The organism is Sedimentibacter sp. B4 (genome assembly GCF_000309315.1).
Lineage (GTDB): Bacteria > Bacillota > Clostridia > Tissierellales > Sedimentibacteraceae > Sedimentibacter > Sedimentibacter saalensis.
Map to the genome: position 1 here is coordinate 21530 of NZ_CANG01000018.1, position 24029 is coordinate 45558.

Genomic DNA, 24029 nt, shown 5'->3' on the forward strand with positions numbered 1-24029 from the left:
TGACAACAAAACTACCGTCTTACCATACCTCTAAGTATCGCCTGTGCTGCCACTTTGGCTCCGCCGCACTTATGGAAGCTGTCCGAAATGGCTGCCGCATTATTACGGTAATTCTCATCGTCAAGCACAGTCTGCACTGCAGCCTTAATAGAACTACTGTCGGATTTATCTAAGAATAATCCCGCACCCAATTCGGCAATACGTCGTGCCACACCTACCTGCTCCGCTGTCTGAGGAAACATCACCAAGGGAACCTTATGATACAAGCTTTCATTTGCGCTGTTCATGCCACAGTGTGAAAGGAAAATATCAGCCTTCTGTAGCACCGCAATCTGGTCAACAGAATTATATACGTGAATATTGGCCGGAATTGATCCAAGCGACGAAACATCCGTACTCTTGCCCACCGACATGATTACCTCATACTCGCTGTCAGCAAACGCTTTAATGCAATTATTGTAAAAGTCCGCAAGCTTGTTATTTACTGTTCCAAGAGAAATATAAATTAGCTTCTCGGCTGTCTTTTCAATTATTGTACTTGCCTCTCGAATGCATGGACCTACGAATGAATATTTCTCCGAAAAAGTATCGGAACACGGTTGAAACTCAGGAGATGTATATACGATTGTATTTGTCTCATTATCATTCTGAACGATGCTTAAAATATTGTCTGCCGGGTATCCTTTATCTCTAAGTGGTTGTAAGATTTTTTTCGTCTTAGGCATTTGAAACAACATCTTGATTAAATCCCCAAAGGACTTTTTCATAATTTTCGATGAAAATTGATTAAATGCAAATGTCGTTGTTGAGGATACAAATGGAATCCCCAGCTTCATGGCGGCCAGTTTTCCCCAGTATGCAACAGAATCACTGATGATTACATCCGGCTTAAGTTTCGCCATTTCATTCGTAACAATATCATCAAAAGCAAGAGTAGACTTTACAATCAATTCCGTTGAAAAAACAATATCCTTGCCAACTCTGTCTGCACCATTTCCATCATCTTCCATGCCAATATCAATGTGATCACATCCTATAAAATAGGCACCCGTGGCTTCAATCTTTTCCTTAAATTCCTGAAAACTATAGTAATATACCTCGTGTCCTAAGCTGACCAGTTCACGGATCACAGGCAAAGTCGGATTTGTATGTCCATGTGCCGGAATACAAAAATATACAATCTTACTCATTAAGTCCACCATCTCTTTCACCCGATCTGAAAATAAGTGAAAAATATTCATTAAAGGATTCCTTCGGAGGAATCGCAATTCCCTGCCTCTCGTCCGCCAATAAAATCAAGGTATCTCCCGAATTTATGTTAAAAACCTTACGTGCCTCTTTCGGAATTACAATCTGTCCCTTTATTCCAACTGTAACTGTCCACGCATATTTTCCTTCTCTATCTTGCATAAGTGCCTCCAGGCAGTATGTTTTGTTAAACAAATTATACTCCAAAAAAAGAAATATGCAAGCCTTTCTCAAAAGTTTTCTCATTCTAAAAGCATCACTTGTATCTGCAACTATCGAGGAGCAGAAGTTCTTTCCTTATAAGGAAAATTACCTTTAACAATAAGCTTAGGTAATTGTAGTATATCTTCTAAACTTTCTAATTTATTTTTGATTTCTGTCCCAAATTTTTTAACTGCTTCTAAATCATTATTATCACAATAAAAAACTCCTCAAATCTGAAGAGTTTTTAAATATTTTCCATATATTGGTATGGAGGGCGGACCGTACCAGTTTATATCCACAATTAATATTTATAATTATAGACATAAAACAAAAAATTACATATAACCAAATTATTATTATCATTATATATATTAGAAAAATAGAACAGGAATATAACTTTTAAAATGTATTCCTGTTTTATTTCATATAATATAATCATTGCAATATATCACAACCTTTAACAAATTCTTGGCAGCAAATTTTCTTCTAATGGCCCTATAATTCTCTTGCCGCCTATAACAGTCTCCATTAAAACTTTGCTTTTAATATCACATGTAAAATTTCCTATAATCGTAGAATTTTCACAACCGGTTATACATTTTATCTCCTCTAACAAATCTTTGCTTTTCTGTTTTTCTGCTACAATAATCATTCTTCCTTCACATGCAAGATAAAGAGGATCAAGTCCTAACATTTCATTTACAGATTTAATTTCTTTTTCAATTGGAATTGATTCTTCATTTAATATAACTCCCATGTTGGATTTTTCTGCTATCTCATTTAATGCTGTTGCAACTCCTCCTCTTGTTGGATCTTTCATTATTTTAATATATTTCAAATTCTTTTGTAACTTTTCTATGATGTTATTTAAAGGCATGCAATCACTTTGAATTTTTCCTTCTATGTTAATATTATATCTTTCAACAGCTATTGTTGTCCCATGTTCTGCAATACCCCCGGTTATTATTATGCAGTCTCCATCTATAATTGGTTTTGAATTGTATTCTTCTAATACAACTCCTATACCAGAAGTGTTAATAAATATTCCATCTACTGAACCTTTTTCAACCACCTTTGTATCTCCTGTTATTATCTTTACTCCTGTTTTTTTACAAGCATCTCCTATTGATTCAGCTATTTTAGTCAATGTTTTTATATCAAAACCTTCTTCGATTATGACTGAGCAACTTAAATATAAAGGTTTTGCACCTGACACAGACAAATCATTTATTGTACCACAAACTGCTAATTTTCCGATGTCTCCTCCTGGGAAAAAAAGCGGTTTTACAACAAAAGAATCTGTTGTAAAAGCTAATCTTTCCTTATTTAAATCAAAAACAGCTGCATCCATGGAATTAGTAAGCAATTCATTTCCAAAATGTCTATAAAAAACATCCTTAATTAATGAGTTGGTATATTTACCACCATCTCCACATCTAAGTGTTACAGCATTTTCCAATTAAACTTCCTCCTTATATCTATATGCGATAAAACAAGTGCCTTCCGAGGATACCATACATGGTCCATATGGTTTAAAAGGATTACATATCTTACCAAAAAGATTGCATTCTTTTGGAATTTTATTACCAAGCAAGACTTCCTTACATTGGCAGTTAGTATTAATTTTAAATGATTTATTTTCTATCTTAAAAGCATTCAAAGCATCGTATTTCTTATAATTTTCATTTATATTTAGAGAAGAACCTTTAACTATTCCAATTCCCCTCCATTCTCCATCAGAAACCTTAAAAACCTCATTTATTAACTTTTTTGCAATAGGATTACCATTAGATTTTACACAACGTGTATATAAATTATTTAATTTCTTATTTTCTTTTTGTGTAATCTGTTTTACTAAATTATGTATACCAATTAAAATATCCTCTGCTTCAAATCCGCACACAGCTGCAGGTAGATAATATTCTTCTTCTATAAATCTAAAGTATTCAGAGCCTGTTACACTTGCCACATGACCGGGACAAATAAATCCATCGATATTATTTATAGTCTGTCCCATGATATAATGTAATATAGGAGGCATAAGTTTAAGTGATGTTAGGAAAAACAGATTATTAATTTTTCTTTCAGCAGCCTTTTTGATAGTAAGTGCGATAACAGGAGCAGTAGTTTCAAAACCAACTCCTAAAAAAACAATATTCTTGTTTTTTATTTGTTCAGCCATTTCAATTAATTCTAATGGAGAATAAATTATTCTTATATCTTCTCCCTTTGCTTTCTCATCTAACAAGTTTCCATTAGTTCCACTTACTCTAATCATGTCTCCAAATGAAGCAATAATGACATTATATTTTCTTAATATTTCAATTGCATTATCAATATAGCTTTCTTCTGATACACATACAGGACAGCCTGGACCTGATATAAGTTTAATATTAGGAGGCAGTAAAGACTTAATTCCTGACATTGCAATGTTCTTCGTATGTGTACCACATACTTCCATGATCTTAATTTCCTGTGTTTGTGTTGTCATAAAGTTAATTTCATCAATTAGACGTTTGATTATTTTTTTATCCATGTTTATCCTCGTCTGCTTCTACTTAATCACATAATGGTTTAATCATGTCAAAATAAATATCGGAATAATTTTTATCGACCTTTTCTATAGCACATCCTGCATGAATTAATACGAAATCTCCAACTTTAGGATTATCAATCAATTGTATATTAACTATGGTTTTTACCCCCATAATTGTTACTTTTGCTTTAGTGTTTGTTAATTCTATTATTTCACAAGGTATTGCTATACACATCTTATTTTCCCTCCATTGCTTCTGCTATTGCCAATTGTCCCACACTTATTCCACCGTCATTGGTAGGAATCTGTTGATTATAATAAACTAAAAAGTTTGCTTTTTCCAATTTATTTATTACAGAAACAAGCAAATGACAGTTTTCAAAAACTCCACCGCTTAACACCACTTTTTTTAAATTATATTTTTCGCTGATTTTTATAACTAAATCTGTTGTTGCACTTGCTATGGTATTATGAAATTTTGTAGAAATAAACGAGGTTGACTTTTTCGTTTTTATATCACTTATTACAGATAATAAAATATCTTTATATTCAATTATATAAACCTCATTTTCATCAACAACCGTGAACTGATATTCATCTTTTACAGAAGGATCAATAATATTTTCAAGTTCTATTGCTGCCTGTGCATCATAGGTTATATATTGGCGAATATTTAAGAGCGAAGCAATACAATCAAAAAATCTTCCTACAGAGGATGTTTCATAACAGTTCAGTTCGCTATCTATTGCTTGATTTACAGCATCGATGCTTTTTTCATCTATTACATTTACAATATCATTAAATTCATAATTAATCGAACGAAGGTAGCTCACTGCAATTCTCCAAGGTTCTTTAATTGATTTATCTCCTCCCTGAATAGTTACATTCCTAAAATGGCCCGCTCTTATAAAATTCATTCTTGTTCCTATTAAAAATTCCCCTCCCCAAATATTTCCGTCCTTGCCTAATCCTGTGCCGTCAAAAATAACACCTATTACAGGGCAAAATAGATTATGTTCAACCATACAACTTACCATGTGAGCATGATGATGTTGAACTGGGATTTTTCTCGTTGTATGACTTAGTGCATATTTAGACGACTGATAAGTAGTATACATGTCATGTACAATTAACTCAGGCTTAAAGCTCAATAGCGACCTCATGCTATCAATGGCTTTTTCAAAATTGATATATGTATCGTAGTTCTTCAAATCACCTATGTATTGACTCATATATAAATACTTATTTTGAGATAAACAAAAAGTACTTTTTTCTTCAGCTCCTAATGCTAAAATTTCAATATTATATTTCATAGGAAATATAAATGGTGTGTAACCTCTCGAAATACGAACTACAATTTCCTTATTGCATACTGTTTTCACAACAGAATCTTCAACAGGTATATTTATATCTCTATTATGTATTAAAAAATAATCAGCAATTGCCCTCAAGTTTTCAATTGCTTTTTCATTTTCAAACTGTATAGGAGAATTGCTTTTATTACCGCTTGTCATAACAAGACATGTTATATCATTTTGAAACAATAAATAATGAAGAGGTGTATACGGTAGCATAATCCCCAGTTTTTTCATATATGGAGCAACTACGTCAGGCAAGTTTGATTTTTTCTTTTTTTTTCAAAATTACAATAGGTCTTTTATTGCTAAAAAGAATTTTTTCTTCAAATTCGTTTATATAACACAGCTTCTTAGCAATTTCTATATCTTTAACCATAATTGCAAATGGTTTATGAAGTCTTTTTTTTCGTTGACGTAAAATATTAACAGACTCTTCATTATAAGCATCACAAGCTAAATGAAAACCTCCAATTCCTTTAATAGCAACTATTTTCCCATCCTTTAAAATATTAATTGCACTTAAAATCACATTACTGCAAATTATTTCTTCTCCCATATTATTTAATAGACTTAATTTTGGACCGCAGTTGGGACAGCAATTGGTCTGTGCATGAAATCTTCTATTAGTTGGGTCGTTGTATTCCATCTCACAATCATGGCACATTTTAAACTTCTCCATAGTTATATTTTCTCTGTCATAGGGTAATTTCTTTATTAAAGAATAACGAGGTCCACAGTTTGTACAATTTGTAAATGCATAATTGTAACGGTTATTAGTAGTATCTGAAATATCATTTAAACACTCTGGACAAATGGATACATCTGCACCTATAAATTTTATACCAGCTTCTTCAACCGAACTTGGTTTAATTTTAAAATTATTACACCCTTTCAATACGTGTAAATAAGCTTCGACTTTTTCAATTTTGGCTAAAGAAGGAGGATTTTTAATTATGGATAATAAGAATTCTTTTATATTTTTTCTATCTCCTTCTACATACATTAAAACAGCACTTCCCTGATTGCTAACCCACCCTTTAATGTTATATTTTATTGCTTGATTATAAATATATGGTCTAAAGCCTACGCCTTGAACAATACCATATATTTTTATTTCATAACTTCTTTTATCTTTATTTTCATCAATCTTCAAAAGTTTCACCTTGTATGCTGTGAATTATAGCAGTCTGGTCCTCCATGTCTTCTCTTTGCATTATGATTTTAAACCCATCAGCAAGAAGTTCCTTATTGTGTTCCTTTAAATGTTCTTGAAGATTATTTTCATTGACATGGCTGTTGTAACTTACAACTATGGTAAGCTGAGTGATAATGCGGATATTATTTTTTTCACATAATTCTTTTAATGATTTTGAAATTTTGTTTAATAAAAATGTATCGTGCATTGGAATACTCCTTTATATATAAATTTTTATTTTGTTTATCTATGGAATAAAAATTCACTTATTTTTGTTAGCCACAATAAATTCATATACTTCTTGACATATGTTATGAAATTTCAATTTTAAAGTATTGCTTAATTCTGAACTAAATTCAATTGTATCTACTTCAATTCCAATTACAAATCCATTGATATTTTTTCCGTACAATTTTATAAGATGGATTAAACTGGGCTGATGCTGTGAAGTAAGGTTATTTTTTAGTGACAAATCATTTATAGAAGTAACAGTTACTGTTCCCGGCATTAAATCAAGGTATGTTGAATCTATTATAAACAATAAATCACCGTCTTTGATTTTGCTTAAAGCATACTCATTGTCTGTTTCTCCATATATGATCACTATGTCTTCTTTTATTAACTTTGTCGTAAGTTCTTCTGTAACCTTTATCCCTATTGCATCATCTCCCATTATTCTGTTACCTATTGCAATACACTTAACAGCCATATTACACCACCCTAATTTCTACTGGAGAATATCTATCAGTAAATACATGAGTAGCACAGGAAACACAAGGATCAAAAGACCTAACTATTCTGCCAATTTCTACCGGATTTTTAATATCTTGAATAAATGTTCCTATCAAAGCTTTTTCTACTACTCCTTTTAAACCTTTTGAATCTTTTGGCGAGAGATTCCATGAACTTGGAGTAATTATATCGTAATTTTGAATAGCTTTATTTTGTACAGAAGTCCAGTGGCCTAAAGCACCTCTTGTGGTGTCTACTAATCCTTTGCCATAAGCTTCTTGATTAAATTCATAACTCCCTTGACTTGGTGGAATCATCGTAATTTTTTCTAAAAATACTTCCATTATTTCGATGATTTTCTTTACTTCTAAAACCCTTGCAATTGTTCGGTCCATAGTTGAGATTCCTCTGTTATAGTTGCCACTTAACCACATTCTTGCCAGAGGCCCAACCTCCATAGCATACCCTTCATATCTTGGAGCTTTTATCCAGCTGTAAGCATTTTCTTTATGAATATTTTCATTAGCAGTATTAACCATTGGACTTTCTTCATCTCTCACTGATTCATACCATGCGTTTTGTATATTTTCTGTTATTTTATCTGAATTGAATGTACTATATTGTCCATTTATAATGACACCCGGAGACACATAAAAAGTTCTGTTATCTGTATAGCTGTCAAATATTCCATATGACATTAAATTTTTGTATCCTATACCATTACTAAAATAATCAGGATAATATTCTGCAATTTTATATACATCAGGTATCAGCATATCTTCCACAAATCTATTTATATCTGATAATATGGATTTAACTTTAATCCACTTTGCTGAATCTATATTAACTGTAACTCCTCCCACAAAAATGCCGTGATTGTGAGGAGCCTTGCCGCCAAACACAGCTATCATCTCATGGGCTAATCTGCTGTATCTTAGGGATTCTACATAATGTTCTGATAACTCTTTGTCTATTTTTTCAGGAAGACGATAATCATTATGAGATGCTATAAATGATGATTCCATCCGTGCTCCCTTTACAAAGTCAGGAATAGTATATTGATAGAAATGTCTTAAGTGATTTTGGATGAATTCACAGCCATGCATAAATTCTCTTATCATTTTATCGTTTTCGTTTGGATGAATTTTAAGAACATCCTCCAAAGCTAATGTTGAAGCCATGGAATGTGCAGTAGAACAAATTCCGCAGATTCTTTCCGTAAAATATATTGCATCTAAAGGAGGTCTTCCTTTTAGAATCTTTTCAAAACCTCTAAAAAATAAACCGCTGCTTTTAGCATTTAATATTTTATTTTTTTCTACTTCAACTTCAATTTCCAGAAAACCGCTTATTCGTGTAACAGGGTTTATAGTAATTTTATTAGACATAGCTCCTCCAGATACTAAAATCTTACAAAAGGCTCCATGCCATCAGGAAACCTCTCACCGGCACAGCCTATGCAAGGTGTATTGTCTTCAACAGGCCAGTTCACATATCCGTTCCATTGCCTTATTGGGCAATCCGTTCTTGTTACCGGTCCTCTGCACCCAAGTTTAAACATGCATTCATGTTCAGCTAACTTTGTTGCAAAAATACCTTTATCAAAATATGATCTCCTTGTACAACGATCATGTATTGTTATTCCATAAAACATTATAGGTCTCCCTAATTCATCAAGCTCAGGAATTCCAAATGCTACTAAGTTTGCTATAGTACCTGTAACCCAGTCTGGATGACTTGGGCAACCTGGAACTCTAATAACTTCCCTATTTAAAAACTGCGGTACACTTACACATTGAGATGGATTAGGGGCTGCTGCTGATATTCCTCCGAAAGAAGCACAGGTTCCAACTGATAAAACATATTTTGCTTTTTCACCTGCAGATTTAACAGCTTCCATGGCTGTTATTGGTTTGCCTTGATAACGTGCAATAATATTGTATTGACCGTTATCCTTAGTGGCTACAGCACCTTCTACAACTAAAATGAATTCTGTTTCTAATGTATCTAAAAACTGCTGAAATGCCGCATCACCTTCAGCAAACATCAGACTGTTGCTGTATTTTAAGCTTGTGATTTCTTTTAATAAAAATTCTGCATTTGGATTTTCTGCATTTAGTAAAGATATTATGTTTCCTGAACAACCGGTTACTTCTAACCAAATTAAATTTATTTTATTTATAATTTTGCTTTTTATTTCATCTACAACTAAATCCATCATTTTACGAGCTGTAACATCCTTTGAATCAAGTATTGGACAGCGTCCTTTTATCTTTAACAATCCTGTGCCTCCTACCTACTTATTAATAAACCTATTTGAGGCAAATTTCTCAAAATTTCTGTTCTTCCTCCATGACATCCGTTAAACTGAGCGGTCAAATCCTGTCCTGCATACATACTAAAATGTGTTCCTCCGCCCCAGGTTGCTTCTAAGCTTACATCACACACAATTCCATTCACTGCAACATAGGCAGGCCTGCCATTAGAACCGTCATATTGAGATAATTCTTCTATGGTAAATTGTCTTATATCAGATTTGTAAATTCCATTTTCTTCTTTATCGCTTATATTATTTTTTAATTGATTGTATATATGATAATGCCTGTTTTTTTCTACATTCAGCATATTTTCATATAATATTCTTTGACAAGGATTACTGCTTGTTTCCATCATTTGCTGATAATATCTTATATTATTTTCACATATCAACAACATTTGATAATCATTATAATTCAAAGCATCTCCCCCCAAAATTTTCAATTATTAAATAATATGCTTAATGAGAATATATAATGTTTAAATTTTATATTAAATCAAATAGTCAATATTGATCATAGGATATCAAACATTACAAGAAATTGGTTGAGCCAGATTCGTTTTTAGTAAGTATAACATATAACTAAAAATTCTATTTAAATTCATCCACAATAAAAAAACTCCTCAAATTTGAAGAGTTTTAATGTTTTTCCATAAATAAAACAATAATGCCCTCATTTTAAGGGCGTATTTTTCTTGTTCTTTAAAACTATATCATTTAAGAATTCACTTATTTTAAGTTTTAAAAATATTGTTCTTAAATTTACCTTATGTTGAATAATCCAACTTAAAATATCATCGTAACCTGCATTTCTATCAGCAATTTATGTATGTCATAAGAAGCAAAAAAACTATATAAAACAGATAACTTCAAAATTCTACTGTTGCGCATAATTTGAATATTCGTAGTAGGTCAGCTACAAATTGGAATTTGTAGCGTCCCGCCTGCACTTTTAAATTTATTAACATTTTTCGGCAATCAAAATAAAAGACAATGGAAAACCTTTTTTATCATATGTTTCTGTCAGCCCAATATCATAATCATATTCATTAAGTTTAATCGTTTTCATGTCATTTATGGACAATGAATTGATTATGACAGCCATGGTGTGAGAAAAACTGGTGAATGTTTTAGACTCATAGTTTTTAGACATATACCTTTGCCCATTGTTTTCAATCCATGGCTCTTTTCGAAAATATGAAAAAGCAAACTGGTTCAAGTTCTCTGGATCAAAGCAATCATCACTAGGTAAAGGAAGCATATTCATAAGCGGATGGAAATCGTTAATCAGTAACATTCCTCCCTTCTTCAAGCATTTCGAAACCTTATTGAAAAGCAAAGAGAGGTCCTCAAACCAAGTTATTGCCCCGATTGTGAAAAAAGCAAAATCAAATTGATTATAATAGTTTTCGGGTATTTCCAAAATGTTACATGCAACAAAATCGCAATTTTTCATGTTTAATTTTTTAGCGGTATCTCTTGCCTGCTCAATAATGTTTTCAGCAATATCAAAACCAACACCAGCATTTGCCCCACAATCCATAAGAGATAATAGTTCACGTCCGTTGTTGCAACAAAATTGAGCAATAGTTTTATTTTGAAAATCAATTTGTTCAAGTTCTTTTTTCATGTCAGAGTTAAAAAACGCAAGTCTTTCACTTCTTATTTTTATATGGTTTTCTTCTCCCCAATTCGGTTTTCGATTGTCAAAGGCTTCTTCCCAAGCCGCTTTATTACCAGAAATATAATTCATAATATTCCTCCCATTATTCTTTTTAGAATCAAAATAGCACTTTGATTCTGATAATTTTCTTAATTAATCTTCCACTTATCACCCCCAGAGATAGTATGAATACAACAACTCCAACACCTTCCATACTTGAATCTATTTTATCTGTATATGTCCCAGAACTACGCATTATAATTAAACCCAAAAACAATATTACATATGATAAAAAGAAGCCTACAATTACATTTCTCCAATTATTAATTTTAGCGGGTTTTAATCCAATACAAGATAAAAAACCTTTTAATCTTCTTCTACTTATAATATATGTTAGTAACGGTAGAAGGCTGAAAATAATTAGTTGTAACACAGATTGTGTAAGATGATTTAATAATAACATTATTCCACTCCCTATGAATGCATAAAATAATGACACAAAGTATTCTACTATTGTGATGTAATATATGAAAAATGTGTACTAATAACTTTTATCTATCTGCCAAATATATTCATTGCGCCGTGCAGGAGAATAGTTGAATAGCAATTTTTAGTTTTACATCTAATTGCACCTAACACAATCCCAAAACATAATCCTGTGATAATTTTCATCAGCATTGTAAATGGCACATTATTTGAGGCCACCCTTAATGCGATTGAATCTATATATCCAATATGCCAAACCGCAAATAACAGCGTCGTAATAATATAAACAGTAAGTCTTCTGGTAAACTTTTCTTCAAGCTTATTCCACACATACCCTCTGAATATCAATTCTTCAAATATCGGTGTTATCAATGTTGAATATATCAGTGAAAATACAATAAAGAGTGATTTTTCTCCTGTGATAAACGGAGTTGAAATAAGCAATACCAAGGCAACAACAGTAGCTATAGCATAGATTATTTTGTGCCTGTTTGGGAACACAGAAAGTGAGACGCCTTTCTTTTTTACAGTCATAATACCAATGAGTGCCAACACAGTCATAATCAGAGCAGATGCAATAGTATCTATAAACAGTGTTTTTTCAACAAAGCAAAACACAATAAATTTCAAAATAATTCTGATACCTTGTATCAATATTAATCCAATTATTATTTTTGCTAATATCTTAATCTTTTCGTTCACCAATAACCCCATCTTACAAAATATAAATAATCCTTGCTTCATAATAATTTACTTTTCTGATGTAATATTTTACTGTTGCGACACATTATTTGAATATAACGAATTAACTTTATTTAACCAATTCTAAATATTTACTAACAACTGTTTTAGCTAAACATTTTGATGAGTCAATAATATTAATTGGAGGATTTGCCTTTTCTAATACCACATTTAAATCAGTACAAGCTATTACTATATTTTCAATATATTCCTTTTTTACATCTTCAATAAGTTCATTCCAAATATCAATATTCTGTGTATTCTCTTTATCTATTTTTATGTTTCGAATAAGATTATTTAACTTTAGTTGCCATTCATCTTTAAATATAAATTCATGACTACCATTTATTATACATTTTTGATAAATTGTAGATTCAAATGTTGAATTTGTTGAAAATAGAGTTACCTTTTGTGAAACTGTAGGCAATTTTTTAACAGTCTCTTCTACAATATTTAGCAAAGGAATATTAATTGATTCATTCAATTCTTTAAAATATACATGCGCTGAATTACATGGCATTGCAATAAAACTTACACCAATTGATTCAAGCTTTTGTAATCCTTTAATTATAATTTTTTTCATAAGTTCATGATTTATTGGACGGTCAATATAAAATGGAGTAGGTAAGGAGTATATCATCATTTTGGGGAATTCTTCATCATATTTTGCTCCATATTGAAATTGACATTCATCAATAACTAAATCAATAAATGGTGCTGTTGACCTTGGACCCATTCCAGCCAAAATTCCAATTAATTTTTCACTCATAGAAACTATCTCCTTTTAAGATAAATTTACTGAACTATAGAAACACTAAATAATTGTATAGGTTTCGTTGTAAATATTACTGTTTTATCGTAATTTTCTACTTATACGTCGTAATATATTACAAATGTATATTAACTATATTATAATTATATAACTGTCACGGCGAAATTGATATCAAATTTTCATCATTAAATAAAGATTGGCTGTCTGCCTCTGTACTGTTGCTGCCTTGTATCAATTGGTTCTATAACACTATCTAAAAGTAAAGTTCTACTTTTAACAGCATCCTTATCTTGTTTAGTTTTTTCAAGCCATTTAAACCAATATAGATAATTTGTTAAATATTTGGTTGAAACACTTTTAAAATGACGAATCCAATTTTTCAAATTACTATGTAGTGCATTTATGTGGTTTATATGGTAAATTCCATTTTTGTGCTGACCGGTTTTTATTTGTTTATGTTCCAATGAAAAGTCCTCGGCGAATTGTATGTATGATTTATGACTGTCTGTACATATAATAGATTTTTCTTTTATACGTTTATCATAAACTCTTTCAAGATTAGCCGTGCTGATTCTTCCTTTACAATAACATTTCCGTTTCTTTCTATTGCCGATGCTACACAAACCTGCTCTTTACTAATTCCTTTTTTTATTTCCTTTCCTCTTTTTCGTGGTTTTCTTGGCATAGTAAATGCTTTGTCTTTTTTATGATTTCCTTTAAATGACTCTGCAAAAAAAGTTTCATCCATTTCAACAACACCTTCAACTGAACCAACGCCCTGATGCAGCCTAATAGCATCTAGAATTTTATGTATCATATAAAAAGAAGTTTTTACACTCACGCCAGCTACAATAGCACATTTTCTAATTGAATAGCCTACTATCATTGCTTTAGCATATTCGAACCAAATCTCTACTGGCAACTTCGTGCTTGAAATGGCGGAATGTGTTAAAACTCCAAATTCCTATTTATCGGTATGATAAACAATTGTTAGTCCGTAATTCTTACTGTTGAACATAATAATACTTATACATCGTAATATTTTACAATTCCGAATCACTATTTAATTATAACTTAGTAATAACTAAACGGCAAACTTTAGAAACAAAAATTCATCCACAATAAAAAAACTCCTCTAATTTGAGGAGCTTTCAACGTTTTTCCATAATTTTCTATGGAGGCGGTCCGTACCAGTTTATATCCACAATCGATATTAAAAGTTATAGACATAAGGCTTAAATAATAAAAAGGCCCAATATAAAATTGGAGGACATAAATCGTCCTCCAATTTTGAGTAGGCACCCTGCCAAAAATTTTAATGTCTAACTTTATGATTTATAAAAAGCATTCAGGTTCATTCCTAAGTATACTAAAGTTATCAATTAATCCTTTAGTGATTTTGTTAAATACTTCATGATTAATAGATTTAGCTTTTACAGGGCATCTTTTAATACAACTGCAACAACGCACACACTTTGCAGAGTCTATATCTTTGAAATTATTAAAGTTAATTGCACCCATTGGACAATGCTTTGCACAGATGCCACAATTTATACAAGCATCACTTGTATCTGGAACTATCGGAGGAGCTGAAGTTCTCTCCTTGTAAGGAAAATTACCTTTAACCATAAGCTTAGTTAATTGTAGTATATCTTCTAAACTTTCTAATTTATTTTTGATTTCAGCCCCAAATTTTTTAGCTGTTTCTAAATCATTATTATCAGGTCTGTTGGTTCCCACTTTTGTAGTGTTTGAATGTTCTGCAATAAAGGCTCCTGCAGATACTCCAATAAAACCATTACTTTCAAAAGTATCTTTTAATTCAATAAGTGCATCGTCATAATTACGATTCCCATATACAGTGATAAAAACGGCTGGTGTATTATTCCCTTTTACATTTAAAAAATAATCATTTAAGAACTTTGGTACTCTACCGGCATATACAGGCACCCCAATTATTACTAAATCATTAGAATCAAAAGTAATTGCATCCTGCCTGTTGTTTGGTAAAGTAATATTATATTCTTTATAGTTATCACTAATTCCTTCTGCAACCCCTTTAACAACTTTTGCTGTGCCATCAGTTGCACTAAAATAAAGCACATTTAATTTCTTGTTCATAGAACCTCCACAGTAAATAAATATTTGAATTCATAACTTTATTGCTATATAATATATAATAGCTGAAATTTATTCAAGTACTGCTTTTTGGTTAATTACTAACCAAAAGGTAACTATTATTCTAATTAAGGAGCTACAATTATGGAAAAACAAAATATAAACTATCCGGTTGAACTTACTCTTGCTTTATTAGGTGATAAGTGGAAGATACTTATTCTTTGTCAGCTGTTTAAAGAAACAAAACGGTTTAATGAAATATTTCGTTCGATAAATAATATAAATCAAAAAATGCTTGCTCAACAACTCCGTTCCTTGGAAAGCGATGGATTTATTACCAGAAAAGTATATCCTGAAGTTCCACCAAGGGTTGAATATTCACTAACTGCACTTGGACGCAGTTTAAATCCTGTTATAGAAGCTATGTTTGATTGGGCTATGGAAAATAAAGAAAGCTTTACTTTTAAGTATAATATAAATATTGATCCTAATCTTAAATTACCTCATTAAAAATAGCTTTTATAAGCACAAATTGAATTTTTTTAAAAATATTAAATTGAATTAATATTTTATTATATCAATACCATATCAATTTTTAATATAGAATATATATATCTGAAAATTCAATTTTTATGTTTTTTCAATTTTATTACTAAAAGTATTAACTTATTCTCTTAATTCTTTTAAAATTCGTATAAGTTTACTTATCCGAACTAAAATTAGACATAATCATTGAATAATAAAATTTATATTCAACTAATTTTTCCATATTTTAAAATTTGTCCACAATTGATATATCAGTATATAGGCGTAAAATCACAAAATAGTTAATCCCTCATTTTGAGGGATTATATTCAATAAACTTTATTATTTATACGTTATTAAATAATTGTTAGTAAAATAAGAAGTATTCCAAAACATAATAATCCTATTACTTCAATGTTATTAAAAATAAATGGAAGTTTATTAAATTTAATTTTATATTCATATTTAGATATTTCTTTAATTAATATAAAAAAAGCAATAATAATTATTAAAACACCAGATCCAACTAATCCAGTAATATTTTTATATTCATTTTATCAGGAAAATCCACTTTCTTACATCCGTATCTGAACTGCTTTCTAATAAATGAAATTATTATATTTATCTTTATTAAGCATTATAGAGATTCCGCAAAGAAGCACCGAAATCATTAGAACTAATTTAAAATTAGTAGATGAATTCTTCGATAGATATCCAAATATATTTGAGAAAAAGCCAATAACATGTGGACCTGTTGCATATCATAAGCTCTTGATTGATATGCCTGTTAAGGATTTCTGTCAGCTTGCTGTTGACAAGAAGGGAGTAATGTTGTTACCTTCAGATATCTATGGTATGGTGATCAATATTTTAGAATGGGATACGGACATAAGGGTGTTCCTGAAAGTTTGTAAAAGTATATCCCGTTGGGTTATTAGGAGAACAAACTGCGATTACTTTAGTATTCGGTTTTATTAATGCTTCAAGTTCGTCGAAATCTACTGTCCATTTTGTTCCATCATCTTTTATATACCACTTTGAAAATTCACAGTTTGGAATTGAATTAGCCACTTCAAAAACGGACTGGTAGTTAGGGTACATAGCAATCATATGATCCCCTTCATCGAGCAATACATTCATATATCCAAAAATAGCCTCCTGAGCTCCGTGAAAAACTAACACATCATCTGCTGTCATATCATTATATAATGTGGAAATTAATCTTCTTAACTCTGGATCACCCCATGTTTCAGTATATCCCAACCATTGATTTAAATATTCTTCTTCAGCACCAGGTTCCATAGAAAGTGATTCTTTTGTTGTCATGGATTCACAATCAGATTGAGTCAGCAAATACGGTGCAGTAAATTCATACCGTCCAAAATAACATTCAAGTTTAAAATCATTAATTTTCATTTTCAATACCTCTATTTAAATTATTCTTATTAATATTAGGTTTATTCCCCTTACTATAGAGTGAATTGTATCATACAATTTTAATAGAACAAACAGCCAACTAAATAAAACAAAACCAGCCAATTGATATGTGACTATTTCAAAATTAGCAAGGAATAAAATAGGGCAAAATTAAAGAGTGCAAAATTTAGTAAAATCTCACACTCAAAAACATCTTTATTACAATAATTCTCAAACCTTGTTTTATTATAAAATTTTACACATATTATTAATTAGTTAATATTATTTGAAATGGTTAAATAATGAAAAACAAGACTATAAAAATTTTATCTAGACAAGAAATCGTCCATAATAAAAAAACTCTTCAAATTTGAAGAGTTTTTAATGCTTTTCCATATTTAGGTATGGAGGCGGACCGTACCAGTTTATATCCACAATTTATATTAAAACTTATAGACATGAAGTTTCAAAATAATAATGCACTCAATTTAAAGGCGTTATATTTAAACCGATGGTAATAACGTCTTTATATAACTGCGAAAAATACTATAACTTTGTTAAATTACGAATCAAATCAGTTAACTTTTTTATGTTATCTATAATATCTTTTTCATCTATATGTAGCTGGTTTCCCTTTAAATATAACACCAAATTTTCAATCATTTTTTAATTACGATATTGTACCAAATATATGAATAAGTTTATTAGAAATTATTTTATTCTAAATATCTTTTAATAATGCTTATAAGTATCACTGGTTTAATTTTTTCAATTTCAAAATATTATTCTTTAAGAGGACTCGTTTTAGCCCAATGTTCTAACTCTTTTGAACTAATCTCTATGCTTCCTTTACCATCTACCCACACCTTATATGGAGGTGCAAGTTCGTCTTCATATTCAGCCCAATTGATTGAGTTATATAGATGTCCTAAACGATGCATCAAATATCCAACTTGTGTATTTTCACTATTCAGGAATTTTAATGTATCCGAATCACTTAAACATAAAACAGCACTTTTTGCAAATTCATCTATCTCTCTTGCTCCAGTTTCATACTGAGTTTTATAAGCAAGTTCTGTTAGAGGATGATTTCTATTAATACATCTAAATGGTAATTGAACCGAAACATAACTATTTATTTCCCCACTAAAAGGTATCAATGGTATACATCCAATTGATAAATGAAGAGTATGTTCCCATGGGACAATTTCACAATCAAATGGTTTATTTATGTCTAATAAAATCTTTTTATCAATTAGTTTTACTGTAGACATTCCAATAATTGTATAATTTATGTTAGAAGTAATATCCCGGCCGTAGCTTTTCGAATTCCACTTAATCAAATTATCATATGGAGTAATTTTAGAATTATTTTGATCAATAAACTCAAAAGCCTTATTGTTTTCTATCGGGATGACTGTACCCAATTCTGAGATCTTTTTCCACTGAATAATATAATTTTCTGATACAATTGGTAATGAAATATTATTCCATATCGTATCTGCTTTCAACCAAGGAACCCAGAAATCATAAATTGAAGTCAATTGCCAAAACAATTCTAAATCAATCTGCTTATTAAATTTGAACAAAACTTTTTCCCACAACTTACCTTGAGCTATATTTACAATTTTTTGTATTCTTCTCCAGGACTTATCTTCTCTCCCCCGTTCTGGTGGTATTCTTGCAGGTGTAATTATTGGCTTTATCTGACCTCTAATATCTAATACAAATGATTCTTCACCTATATCTATTACATTTGCACGCCAACTCAAATGTCTACACTCTTTTTCTTTTCCAGGGCAACCACATACTAATATTCCATCAAGGCATGTTTGTCCTAAATCAGAATGGAAATAATGTTCAATCTTTTGCCCAATTGCTGACATAAGTATTGGTTTATTATATTTTTCCGGAAGCGACCATGAAGCTTCAGAATTTGAAAGAGTTAATTCTCCATTTTCATTTGTTAAAAAGCTTGCCCTTATAGAGCCATTTAAATATGGATTTACCTCAGAAAATTTTTGTTCTATGGTTGAATAATTTATTAAATTATTTATCTCCATTGCTGTTTTAGGAATTGCAATATTAGATTGAATTGCAACTGAAGACTCAATTTCACGAATACTGCAATATGCTTCTATTGGAAATTCACATGCTATTGCATACCCCCCTAACACTTCAACAAGTTGCACATTATCATTCCATTTATCCAAGTAATTAGGTTTTTTCCGTCCTTTTATTTCTATATTTGTCCCTACAGGCTGATCGTCGTTACCTTCTCGTATAACTACAATTCCGTTTAGTCCATTAATTTCAACTATTAATGGCTTCCCAATTCCTCTTTCTTGACTATAATATTTTCGTGTTTGTATTTTAATATTATCACCTATCATAAAGCAAGACATAAAGCCAATACCAAATTGAGAGCAAGGCTCAAAATCAACGTCTAATGATGAAAATGTTACTCTTTCTTTTATAAATTCTGGTGAACGATAATAACTTTTACCTACATTTGTTAAGAAACGAATTATGATATCTTCATCCATGCCAACACCATTGTCAATACAAGAGACAATCTCATAACCGTATTCATCTAAGTAATGCTTAAATATTACTTTTCCTTTAGCCCAATCAACACAAAGATCACGTTTTAATAATGCTTTATAATGTCTTAAAGCATCTAAAGAATTTTGAAGTAATTCCCTAATACATAGCGAAGGTGTTTGATATAAATTATTGGTCATAAGAAGTTTAACTACCTCATCTCTTGAAAGAGAAAACTCCAAATCATGGTATATGTAATTATTATCTTTTGCTTCAATTCTTGATCGATCAACTGTTAATGGTAATTTTATATTCGAATTTAACTTATATGATGGAAACATACGAAATAAAGCATTAGCACTTGACAGCTCATCATCTATCCAATCCATAAACTGCCTTGCCACACGCTCATATATAGGATGCTCACATTTCATAGTAAATCTTATTAAGTCACTTTGAATAATCCAACCATCAACTGACCTATGCTTAGCCCATTCAAGGAAACTAATATCATTTTTAAAGTGTATAGTTCGATATAATGTATCTGGTGTACGGTCACGATCAAAATCTAATATATCTGCAAGTCTAAGGATTACAGCTAAAAATGGCATATTAACCAAGTAATTTCCAACAGATTCATCAAAATTAAATCCATTTAAGGCTGTTAGATACGTTGTAGGTAAAGTATGAGATAAGCAAAGTAATGCTGTTAAATTATAAAGATTCACTCCCGAAACAACCCATCGCTTATCATCATGATAATTATTTCTAATATAGTTTGCTGATCTATCACCATGTTTTATTCTTATATAATCCGTTAACAAGGCATCCAGCATTTCATTTTCTGCTTGTCTGATTTTTTCTTTTTCTGTAATACTTAAACTATTATCTAATAAAAGTTTTCTTATTTCAATCAAGTTCGGATGTTCAACAATCCAGTTATTCTTAAATAATTGAAAATCCGGATTGACATTTAAACATTTAATCTCTTCATTATCTAATATCATACCTTGATCGTGAAAAAAAGCTGATAAAATTAACAATGCTACTTCTACCGGATTTAATTCTTCGATAATCTTTTCAGATATCAATTGCGCCATTAACTCTGTAACTCGTAATAAGTGAACTTCATCATGAAGAGTATATTGATTATGAAGTGAGGGAAAACTTTTCATTCGATTAGATGCCTCTTCACAAATGCTAATAAGATTTGAAGCTAAAATTTTAGCAACTAATCCATCTTTATCAGTATAATAAGTATTTAAATGTTTCCATAGCGTAGTATCTTGAATAGAATTCAAGTAAAGAACAGGAGCCATAAAGTAATACTTCCTTCCATATATAATCATTGTATTTTAATTATTTTTTATCACAACATATCATGTAACATAAAGTATTAATCTTATATATATGTGTCTACTATACCCAAAGTATAAGAATTATCAAGCATTAAGTCGAAGTCAAAACACCCCTTTTGTTAGCGTTTTATTTCTTTACAGTATAATTTGTAAAATTTTCAATCTTATATATAATATTTGGTTTATCATGAATATTAATTATAGAAAATTCTTTAGTAATATATTTATTTATTTTATCAACTTTACTACAAATTAAAAAATCCCCATATTTACAGAGTGCAATAGTATCTGGTTTATTGGATATTGTAATAAAATCCTGTTTGTTCATAGCGTTTGCTACACCAGTATTATAAGAAAAATTAAAAGCTATAATTAAAGTTATTACAAGCAGCATACCACTTCTACCTATTAATTTATAAAGAATTGAAGATATATCTATTATTTCCCTTTCCATTTTTGCCTGTGCTTCAAGTTTTTCTCTATATGTCAATTTACTTCGTTGAGTTAATAACGGTAATACAAAAGTTAAAAGTACAACAAAAACAAAAATAAATACTGATGGTAAGGCAATCTTCCAATTACTTCTTCCATATATAGCTGCTGTCATGATACAAATCAAAGCCATTGGTATATGCGATTTTATTTCTCGTACTATATAATTATCAACTCCATGAAAAAGTATTATCAATAAATTTATAAAGAAAAATAAAAAAACAATTACACTCCATGATCCTCCTAAAATCAAAAGAAATTTTGAAATATCAATTGAAATAAACTCAATCGGTATTCCAAAATATCTTGTATATCCAATTTCGTATACATATTGAAGTAAATATGCTATTATAGGGCTTATAAATACTATAATAGAATCAGACAATGATTCTATCCTTTTTACTTTAATATTATCATCCATTTCAACAACCTTTATAATATTATTCTATCGAATGATTTATTGCATGTAGATTTAACACATTAATTTTGTCATACAGTAAATGTAAATATTACCATCTATTTCTTAATTATAGCACTAAACAAACATATATTCAATAATGTAAAAGACAAATTATATATTCCAATAATCGGGCGCTGTTTATATATGTTGCAATTTAATCATTTCACGTACAATGTTGAAATTTTAGCCGTAAATATTACGAACTACATTTAGCATGTAGAACGATAAAATTGAGCACTCCTCCGCAACAGTTGAGCAACGATAATTTTGCTCTGTTTTATAGTTTATTTTAATGATTATCAAGTTTTGCAATCTATATCTGCAATACTATAATAAACTGAATCTAAGCCTCCGGCTTATTGGTGCTTTGCCCCAAGCCCTAAGGTTTATCGCTTTGGTTTTCCAAAGGTGACATAGCTGAACTTGCTCAATATAATGCGGTAACATTTCAATCGAAACGGAAACAATGCTCAACCATGAACGGTTTGGGTGCTCAATTTAAACGGTATATACAGCCGTTTTCTCTTCGAGAACATACTATACTTTTATGGTATATTTTTCGCTATAATACATTTGTATACAATCTATAGTGTTTTTCCATCAGCACCCTAAAAAAATCGTCCACAATTAAAAAACTCTTCAAATATGATAACGGGTTTACTTTAAGGGTGCAAACAACAAAATTATAAATGTTTTTGAGTGCAAAATTACAATAAGTTTTGCACTCTTTAATTTTGTCTAAATTTCAATATTTACGTTGCCTTTAAATATAAAATACATTGATTTTTGCATAGGTTTTTACATACGAAAAAACAGTTGTAATAAATTTATTACATGTGCAAAATTGATTGTAAAAATGACTGCAAAAATATGTGTAAATAGTTATGTAAAAATTCGACTTAAACTTTATTTCTGTTGAAAATAAACATAAGTGTTTTGGAAAAATTTACAATTCATGTTATAATATTAATATAGTATCAGTTCGCATAAGTAAAATTTTACGTCAGAAAGTGGAATATTGAGAATTGGGTGATATGAATGATTAAAACAGGTATATATTTCTGGTTTGGATACCAAATAGACAATAAAGAAAGATTTAAATTAATAAAGGAAGCTGGTTTTGATTATGTATTTATTTGGTGGGGAGATGAATTTATTGATTGTGATGGAGATAAAATTCTTTTACCAAGAATGGCAAGAGCTGTAGGGTTAGAAGTAGAGAATATACATGCACCATTTGAAAAAACTAATTTTATTTGGGCGGAAAATATAAATGCTGAAGATATTGTTAAGAGGTATTCTCAATGTATTTTAGATTGCTATCACCATAACATTCCTACTGTAGTAATTCATCTTACAAATGGAGATTCACCACCACCTCCAACGTTACTTGGCTTAGATAGGATTAAATATCTTGTTGAATTAGCAGAACAGTATGGTGTAAATATTGCATTCGAGAATTTGGAAAAACCTGAATATCTCCAATTTGTATTTTCAAATATTCAGTCAAGACGACTTGGATTTTGCTATGATAGTGGACATGAAAACTGTTATTCAAAAGAGATGGATTTGTTAGGTATGTATGGAGATAAACTAATGGCTTTACATTTACATGATAATGATGGGACTAATGACCAACACAGAATTCCAGGTGAGGGCACAATAAACTGGGCTTCTGTTGCACGAAAAATTAAATCAACGAGGTATTCTGGTACTATTTCGCTTGAAGTAACTAATGAGTTTTCAAAGCAATATTCTGGAATCTCTGCGTATCAATTTTTAACGGAAGCAAACAAAAAAGTTAATAATATATTTTTATAAAAAGGACAACTATATCTTGTGACGCAATGTTAGAATTATGCGA

The 24029-nt window shown here is 30.4% G+C and carries 22 protein-coding genes and 1 pseudogene; 2 read left to right on the forward strand and 21 right to left on the reverse strand.

What is annotated here, in order from left to right; all coding sequences use genetic code 11:
- Positions 1–11 precede the first annotated feature (11 nt).
- The 18 genes and pseudogenes from BN358_RS03250 to BN358_RS03335 all read right to left on the reverse strand — a co-directional run bounded on the left by BN358_RS03250 (position 12) and on the right by BN358_RS03335 (position 15373).
- Positions 12–1190 (reverse strand): macrolide family glycosyltransferase, encoded by a 1179-nt coding sequence (locus BN358_RS03250; protein WP_019227187.1) that lies wholly within the window; start codon positions 1188–1190, stop codon positions 12–14.
- Positions 1183–1410, reverse strand: coding sequence for an AbrB/MazE/SpoVT family DNA-binding domain-containing protein (locus BN358_RS03255; protein ID WP_019227188.1), 228 nt, complete (start codon positions 1408–1410; stop codon positions 1183–1185). Before BN358_RS03255 ends, BN358_RS03250 begins: the two co-directional genes overlap by 8 nt.
- A gap of 499 nt (positions 1411–1909) precedes the next feature.
- Positions 1910–2911: a hydrogenase expression/formation protein HypE gene (gene hypE / locus BN358_RS03260; protein ID WP_019227189.1), complete on the reverse strand. Its 1002-nt coding sequence runs from the start codon at positions 2909–2911 to the stop codon at positions 1910–1912.
- Positions 2912–3988 (reverse strand): hydrogenase formation protein HypD, encoded by a 1077-nt coding sequence (hypD, locus tag BN358_RS03265; RefSeq protein WP_019227190.1) that lies wholly within the window; start codon positions 3986–3988, stop codon positions 2912–2914. It lies immediately after the preceding gene.
- A gap of 22 nt (positions 3989–4010) precedes the next feature.
- Positions 4011–4223 carry a HypC/HybG/HupF family hydrogenase formation chaperone gene (locus BN358_RS03270; protein ID WP_019227191.1) on the reverse strand — a complete coding sequence of 71 codons (213 nt, stop codon included), beginning with the start codon at positions 4221–4223 and terminating at the stop codon, positions 4011–4013.
- 1 nt (position 4224) lies between these two features.
- The gene (locus tag BN358_RS27400; RefSeq protein WP_232233020.1) at positions 4225–5562 is read right to left on the reverse strand and encodes a Sua5/YciO/YrdC/YwlC family protein; all 1338 of its coding nucleotides are present in this window, start codon (positions 5560–5562) and stop codon (positions 4225–4227) included.
- A 34-nt stretch (positions 5563–5596) separates the two neighbouring features.
- A complete protein-coding gene (locus tag BN358_RS27405; RefSeq protein ID WP_232233021.1) occupies positions 5597–6499 on the reverse strand; it encodes a Sua5/YciO/YrdC/YwlC family protein in 903 nt (300 codons plus the stop codon).
- The gene (locus BN358_RS03280) at positions 6489–6749 is read right to left on the reverse strand and encodes a hypothetical protein (protein ID WP_019227192.1); all 261 of its coding nucleotides are present in this window, start codon (positions 6747–6749) and stop codon (positions 6489–6491) included. The genes BN358_RS27405 and BN358_RS03280 overlap by 11 nt, the downstream gene beginning before the upstream one ends.
- Positions 6750–6803: 54 nt before the next feature.
- Positions 6804–7250, reverse strand: a complete 447-nt coding sequence (locus BN358_RS03285; RefSeq protein ID WP_019227193.1) for a hydrogenase maturation protease — start codon at positions 7248–7250, stop codon at positions 6804–6806.
- A 1-nt stretch (position 7251) separates the two neighbouring features.
- Positions 7252–8661, reverse strand: a complete 1410-nt coding sequence (locus BN358_RS03290) for a nickel-dependent hydrogenase large subunit (RefSeq protein ID WP_019227194.1) — start codon at positions 8659–8661, stop codon at positions 7252–7254.
- A gap of 14 nt (positions 8662–8675) precedes the next feature.
- Positions 8676–9494 (reverse strand): hydrogenase small subunit, encoded by an 819-nt coding sequence (locus BN358_RS03295; RefSeq protein WP_051008315.1) that lies wholly within the window; start codon positions 9492–9494, stop codon positions 8676–8678.
- Positions 9495–9565: 71 nt separating this feature from the next.
- Positions 9566–10009 carry a cytochrome b5 domain-containing protein gene (locus BN358_RS03300; protein ID WP_019227196.1) on the reverse strand — a complete coding sequence of 148 codons (444 nt, stop codon included), beginning with the start codon at positions 10007–10009 and terminating at the stop codon, positions 9566–9568.
- 542 nt (positions 10010–10551) lie between these two features.
- Positions 10552–11343, reverse strand: a complete 792-nt coding sequence (locus BN358_RS03305; RefSeq protein WP_019227197.1) for a bifunctional 2-polyprenyl-6-hydroxyphenol methylase/3-demethylubiquinol 3-O-methyltransferase UbiG — start codon at positions 11341–11343, stop codon at positions 10552–10554.
- A 28-nt stretch (positions 11344–11371) separates the two neighbouring features.
- Positions 11372–11716 (reverse strand): hypothetical protein, encoded by a 345-nt coding sequence (locus tag BN358_RS03310; RefSeq protein ID WP_019227198.1) that lies wholly within the window; start codon positions 11714–11716, stop codon positions 11372–11374.
- 92 nt (positions 11717–11808) lie between these two features.
- Entirely contained in the window at positions 11809–12441 is a 633-nt protein-coding gene (locus tag BN358_RS03315) for a CPBP family intramembrane glutamic endopeptidase (RefSeq protein ID WP_019227888.1), read from the reverse strand.
- 109 nt (positions 12442–12550) lie between these two features.
- On the reverse strand, positions 12551–13249 hold the full coding sequence (locus BN358_RS03320) for an aspartate/glutamate racemase family protein (protein ID WP_019227200.1): 699 nt from the start codon (positions 13247–13249) through the stop codon (positions 12551–12553).
- Between the two features lie 188 nt (positions 13250–13437).
- A pseudogene (locus BN358_RS27410) lies at positions 13438–14138 on the reverse strand (IS1595 family transposase).
- A 449-nt stretch (positions 14139–14587) separates the two neighbouring features.
- Positions 14588–15373, reverse strand: a complete 786-nt coding sequence (locus BN358_RS03335; protein ID WP_019227201.1) for an EFR1 family ferrodoxin — start codon at positions 15371–15373, stop codon at positions 14588–14590.
- A 141-nt stretch (positions 15374–15514) separates the two neighbouring features.
- Between BN358_RS03335 and BN358_RS03340 the strand changes: the two genes are divergently transcribed.
- Entirely contained in the window at positions 15515–15880 is a 366-nt protein-coding gene (locus BN358_RS03340) for a helix-turn-helix domain-containing protein (protein ID WP_019227202.1), read from the forward strand.
- Positions 15881–16765: 885 nt separating this feature from the next.
- On the opposite strand, the gene BN358_RS03345 is transcribed toward BN358_RS03340, so the two are convergent.
- The 3 genes from BN358_RS03345 to BN358_RS03355 all read right to left on the reverse strand — a co-directional run bounded on the left by BN358_RS03345 (position 16766) and on the right by BN358_RS03355 (position 22126).
- Entirely contained in the window at positions 16766–17311 is a 546-nt protein-coding gene (locus tag BN358_RS03345; RefSeq protein WP_019227203.1) for an aminotransferase class I/II-fold pyridoxal phosphate-dependent enzyme, read from the reverse strand.
- 782 nt (positions 17312–18093) lie between these two features.
- The gene (locus tag BN358_RS03350) at positions 18094–21174 is read right to left on the reverse strand and encodes an ATP-binding protein (protein ID WP_019227204.1); all 3081 of its coding nucleotides are present in this window, start codon (positions 21172–21174) and stop codon (positions 18094–18096) included.
- Between the two features lie 166 nt (positions 21175–21340).
- Positions 21341–22126, reverse strand: coding sequence for a hypothetical protein (locus BN358_RS03355; protein WP_019227205.1), 786 nt, complete (start codon positions 22124–22126; stop codon positions 21341–21343).
- Between the two features lie 1077 nt (positions 22127–23203).
- Between BN358_RS03355 and BN358_RS03360 the strand changes: the two genes are divergently transcribed.
- A complete protein-coding gene (locus BN358_RS03360; protein WP_019227206.1) occupies positions 23204–23986 on the forward strand; it encodes a sugar phosphate isomerase/epimerase in 783 nt (260 codons plus the stop codon).
- Positions 23987–24029 lie beyond the last annotated feature (43 nt).

Bases quoted from the DNA above. Each gene is read 5' to 3' on its own strand.
- BN358_RS03250 (WP_019227187.1), bottom strand. From the start codon at position 1,190: ATGAGTAAGATTGTATATTTTTGTATTCCGGCACATGGACATACAAAT.
- BN358_RS03340 (WP_019227202.1), top strand. From the start codon at position 15,515: ATGGAAAAACAAAATATAAACTATCCGGTTGAACTTACTCTTGCTTTA.
- BN358_RS03295 (WP_051008315.1), bottom strand. From the start codon at position 9,494: ATGATGGATTTAGTTGTAGATGAAATAAAAAGCAAAATTATAAATAAA.
- BN358_RS03255 (WP_019227188.1), bottom strand. From the start codon at position 1,410: ATGCAAGATAGAGAAGGAAAATATGCGTGGACAGTTACAGTTGGAATA.
- BN358_RS03335 (WP_019227201.1), bottom strand. From the start codon at position 15,373: ATGAACAAGAAATTAAATGTGCTTTATTTTAGTGCAACTGATGGCACA.
- BN358_RS03285 (WP_019227193.1), bottom strand. From the start codon at position 7,250: ATGGCTGTTAAGTGTATTGCAATAGGTAACAGAATAATGGGAGATGAT.
- BN358_RS03345 (WP_019227203.1), bottom strand. From the start codon at position 17,311: ATGAAAATTAATGATTTTAAACTTGAATGTTATTTTGGACGGTATGAA.
- BN358_RS03280 (WP_019227192.1), bottom strand. From the start codon at position 6,749: ATGCACGATACATTTTTATTAAACAAAATTTCAAAATCATTAAAAGAA.
- hypD (WP_019227190.1), bottom strand. From the start codon at position 3,988: ATGGATAAAAAAATAATCAAACGTCTAATTGATGAAATTAACTTTATG.
- BN358_RS03355 (WP_019227205.1), bottom strand. From the start codon at position 22,126: ATGGATGATAATATTAAAGTAAAAAGGATAGAATCATTGTCTGATTCT.
- BN358_RS27400 (WP_232233020.1), bottom strand. From the start codon at position 5,562: ATGCTACCGTATACACCTCTTCATTATTTATTGTTTCAAAATGATATA.
- BN358_RS03310 (WP_019227198.1), bottom strand. From the start codon at position 11,716: ATGTTATTATTAAATCATCTTACACAATCTGTGTTACAACTAATTATT.
- BN358_RS03290 (WP_019227194.1), bottom strand. From the start codon at position 8,661: ATGTCTAATAAAATTACTATAAACCCTGTTACACGAATAAGCGGTTTT.
- BN358_RS03305 (WP_019227197.1), bottom strand. From the start codon at position 11,343: ATGAATTATATTTCTGGTAATAAAGCGGCTTGGGAAGAAGCCTTTGAC.
- BN358_RS03350 (WP_019227204.1), bottom strand. From the start codon at position 21,174: ATGGCTCCTGTTCTTTACTTGAATTCTATTCAAGATACTACGCTATGG.
- BN358_RS03270 (WP_019227191.1), bottom strand. From the start codon at position 4,223: ATGTGTATAGCAATACCTTGTGAAATAATAGAATTAACAAACACTAAA.
- BN358_RS03320 (WP_019227200.1), bottom strand. From the start codon at position 13,249: ATGAGTGAAAAATTAATTGGAATTTTGGCTGGAATGGGTCCAAGGTCA.
- BN358_RS03360 (WP_019227206.1), top strand. From the start codon at position 23,204: ATGATTAAAACAGGTATATATTTCTGGTTTGGATACCAAATAGACAAT.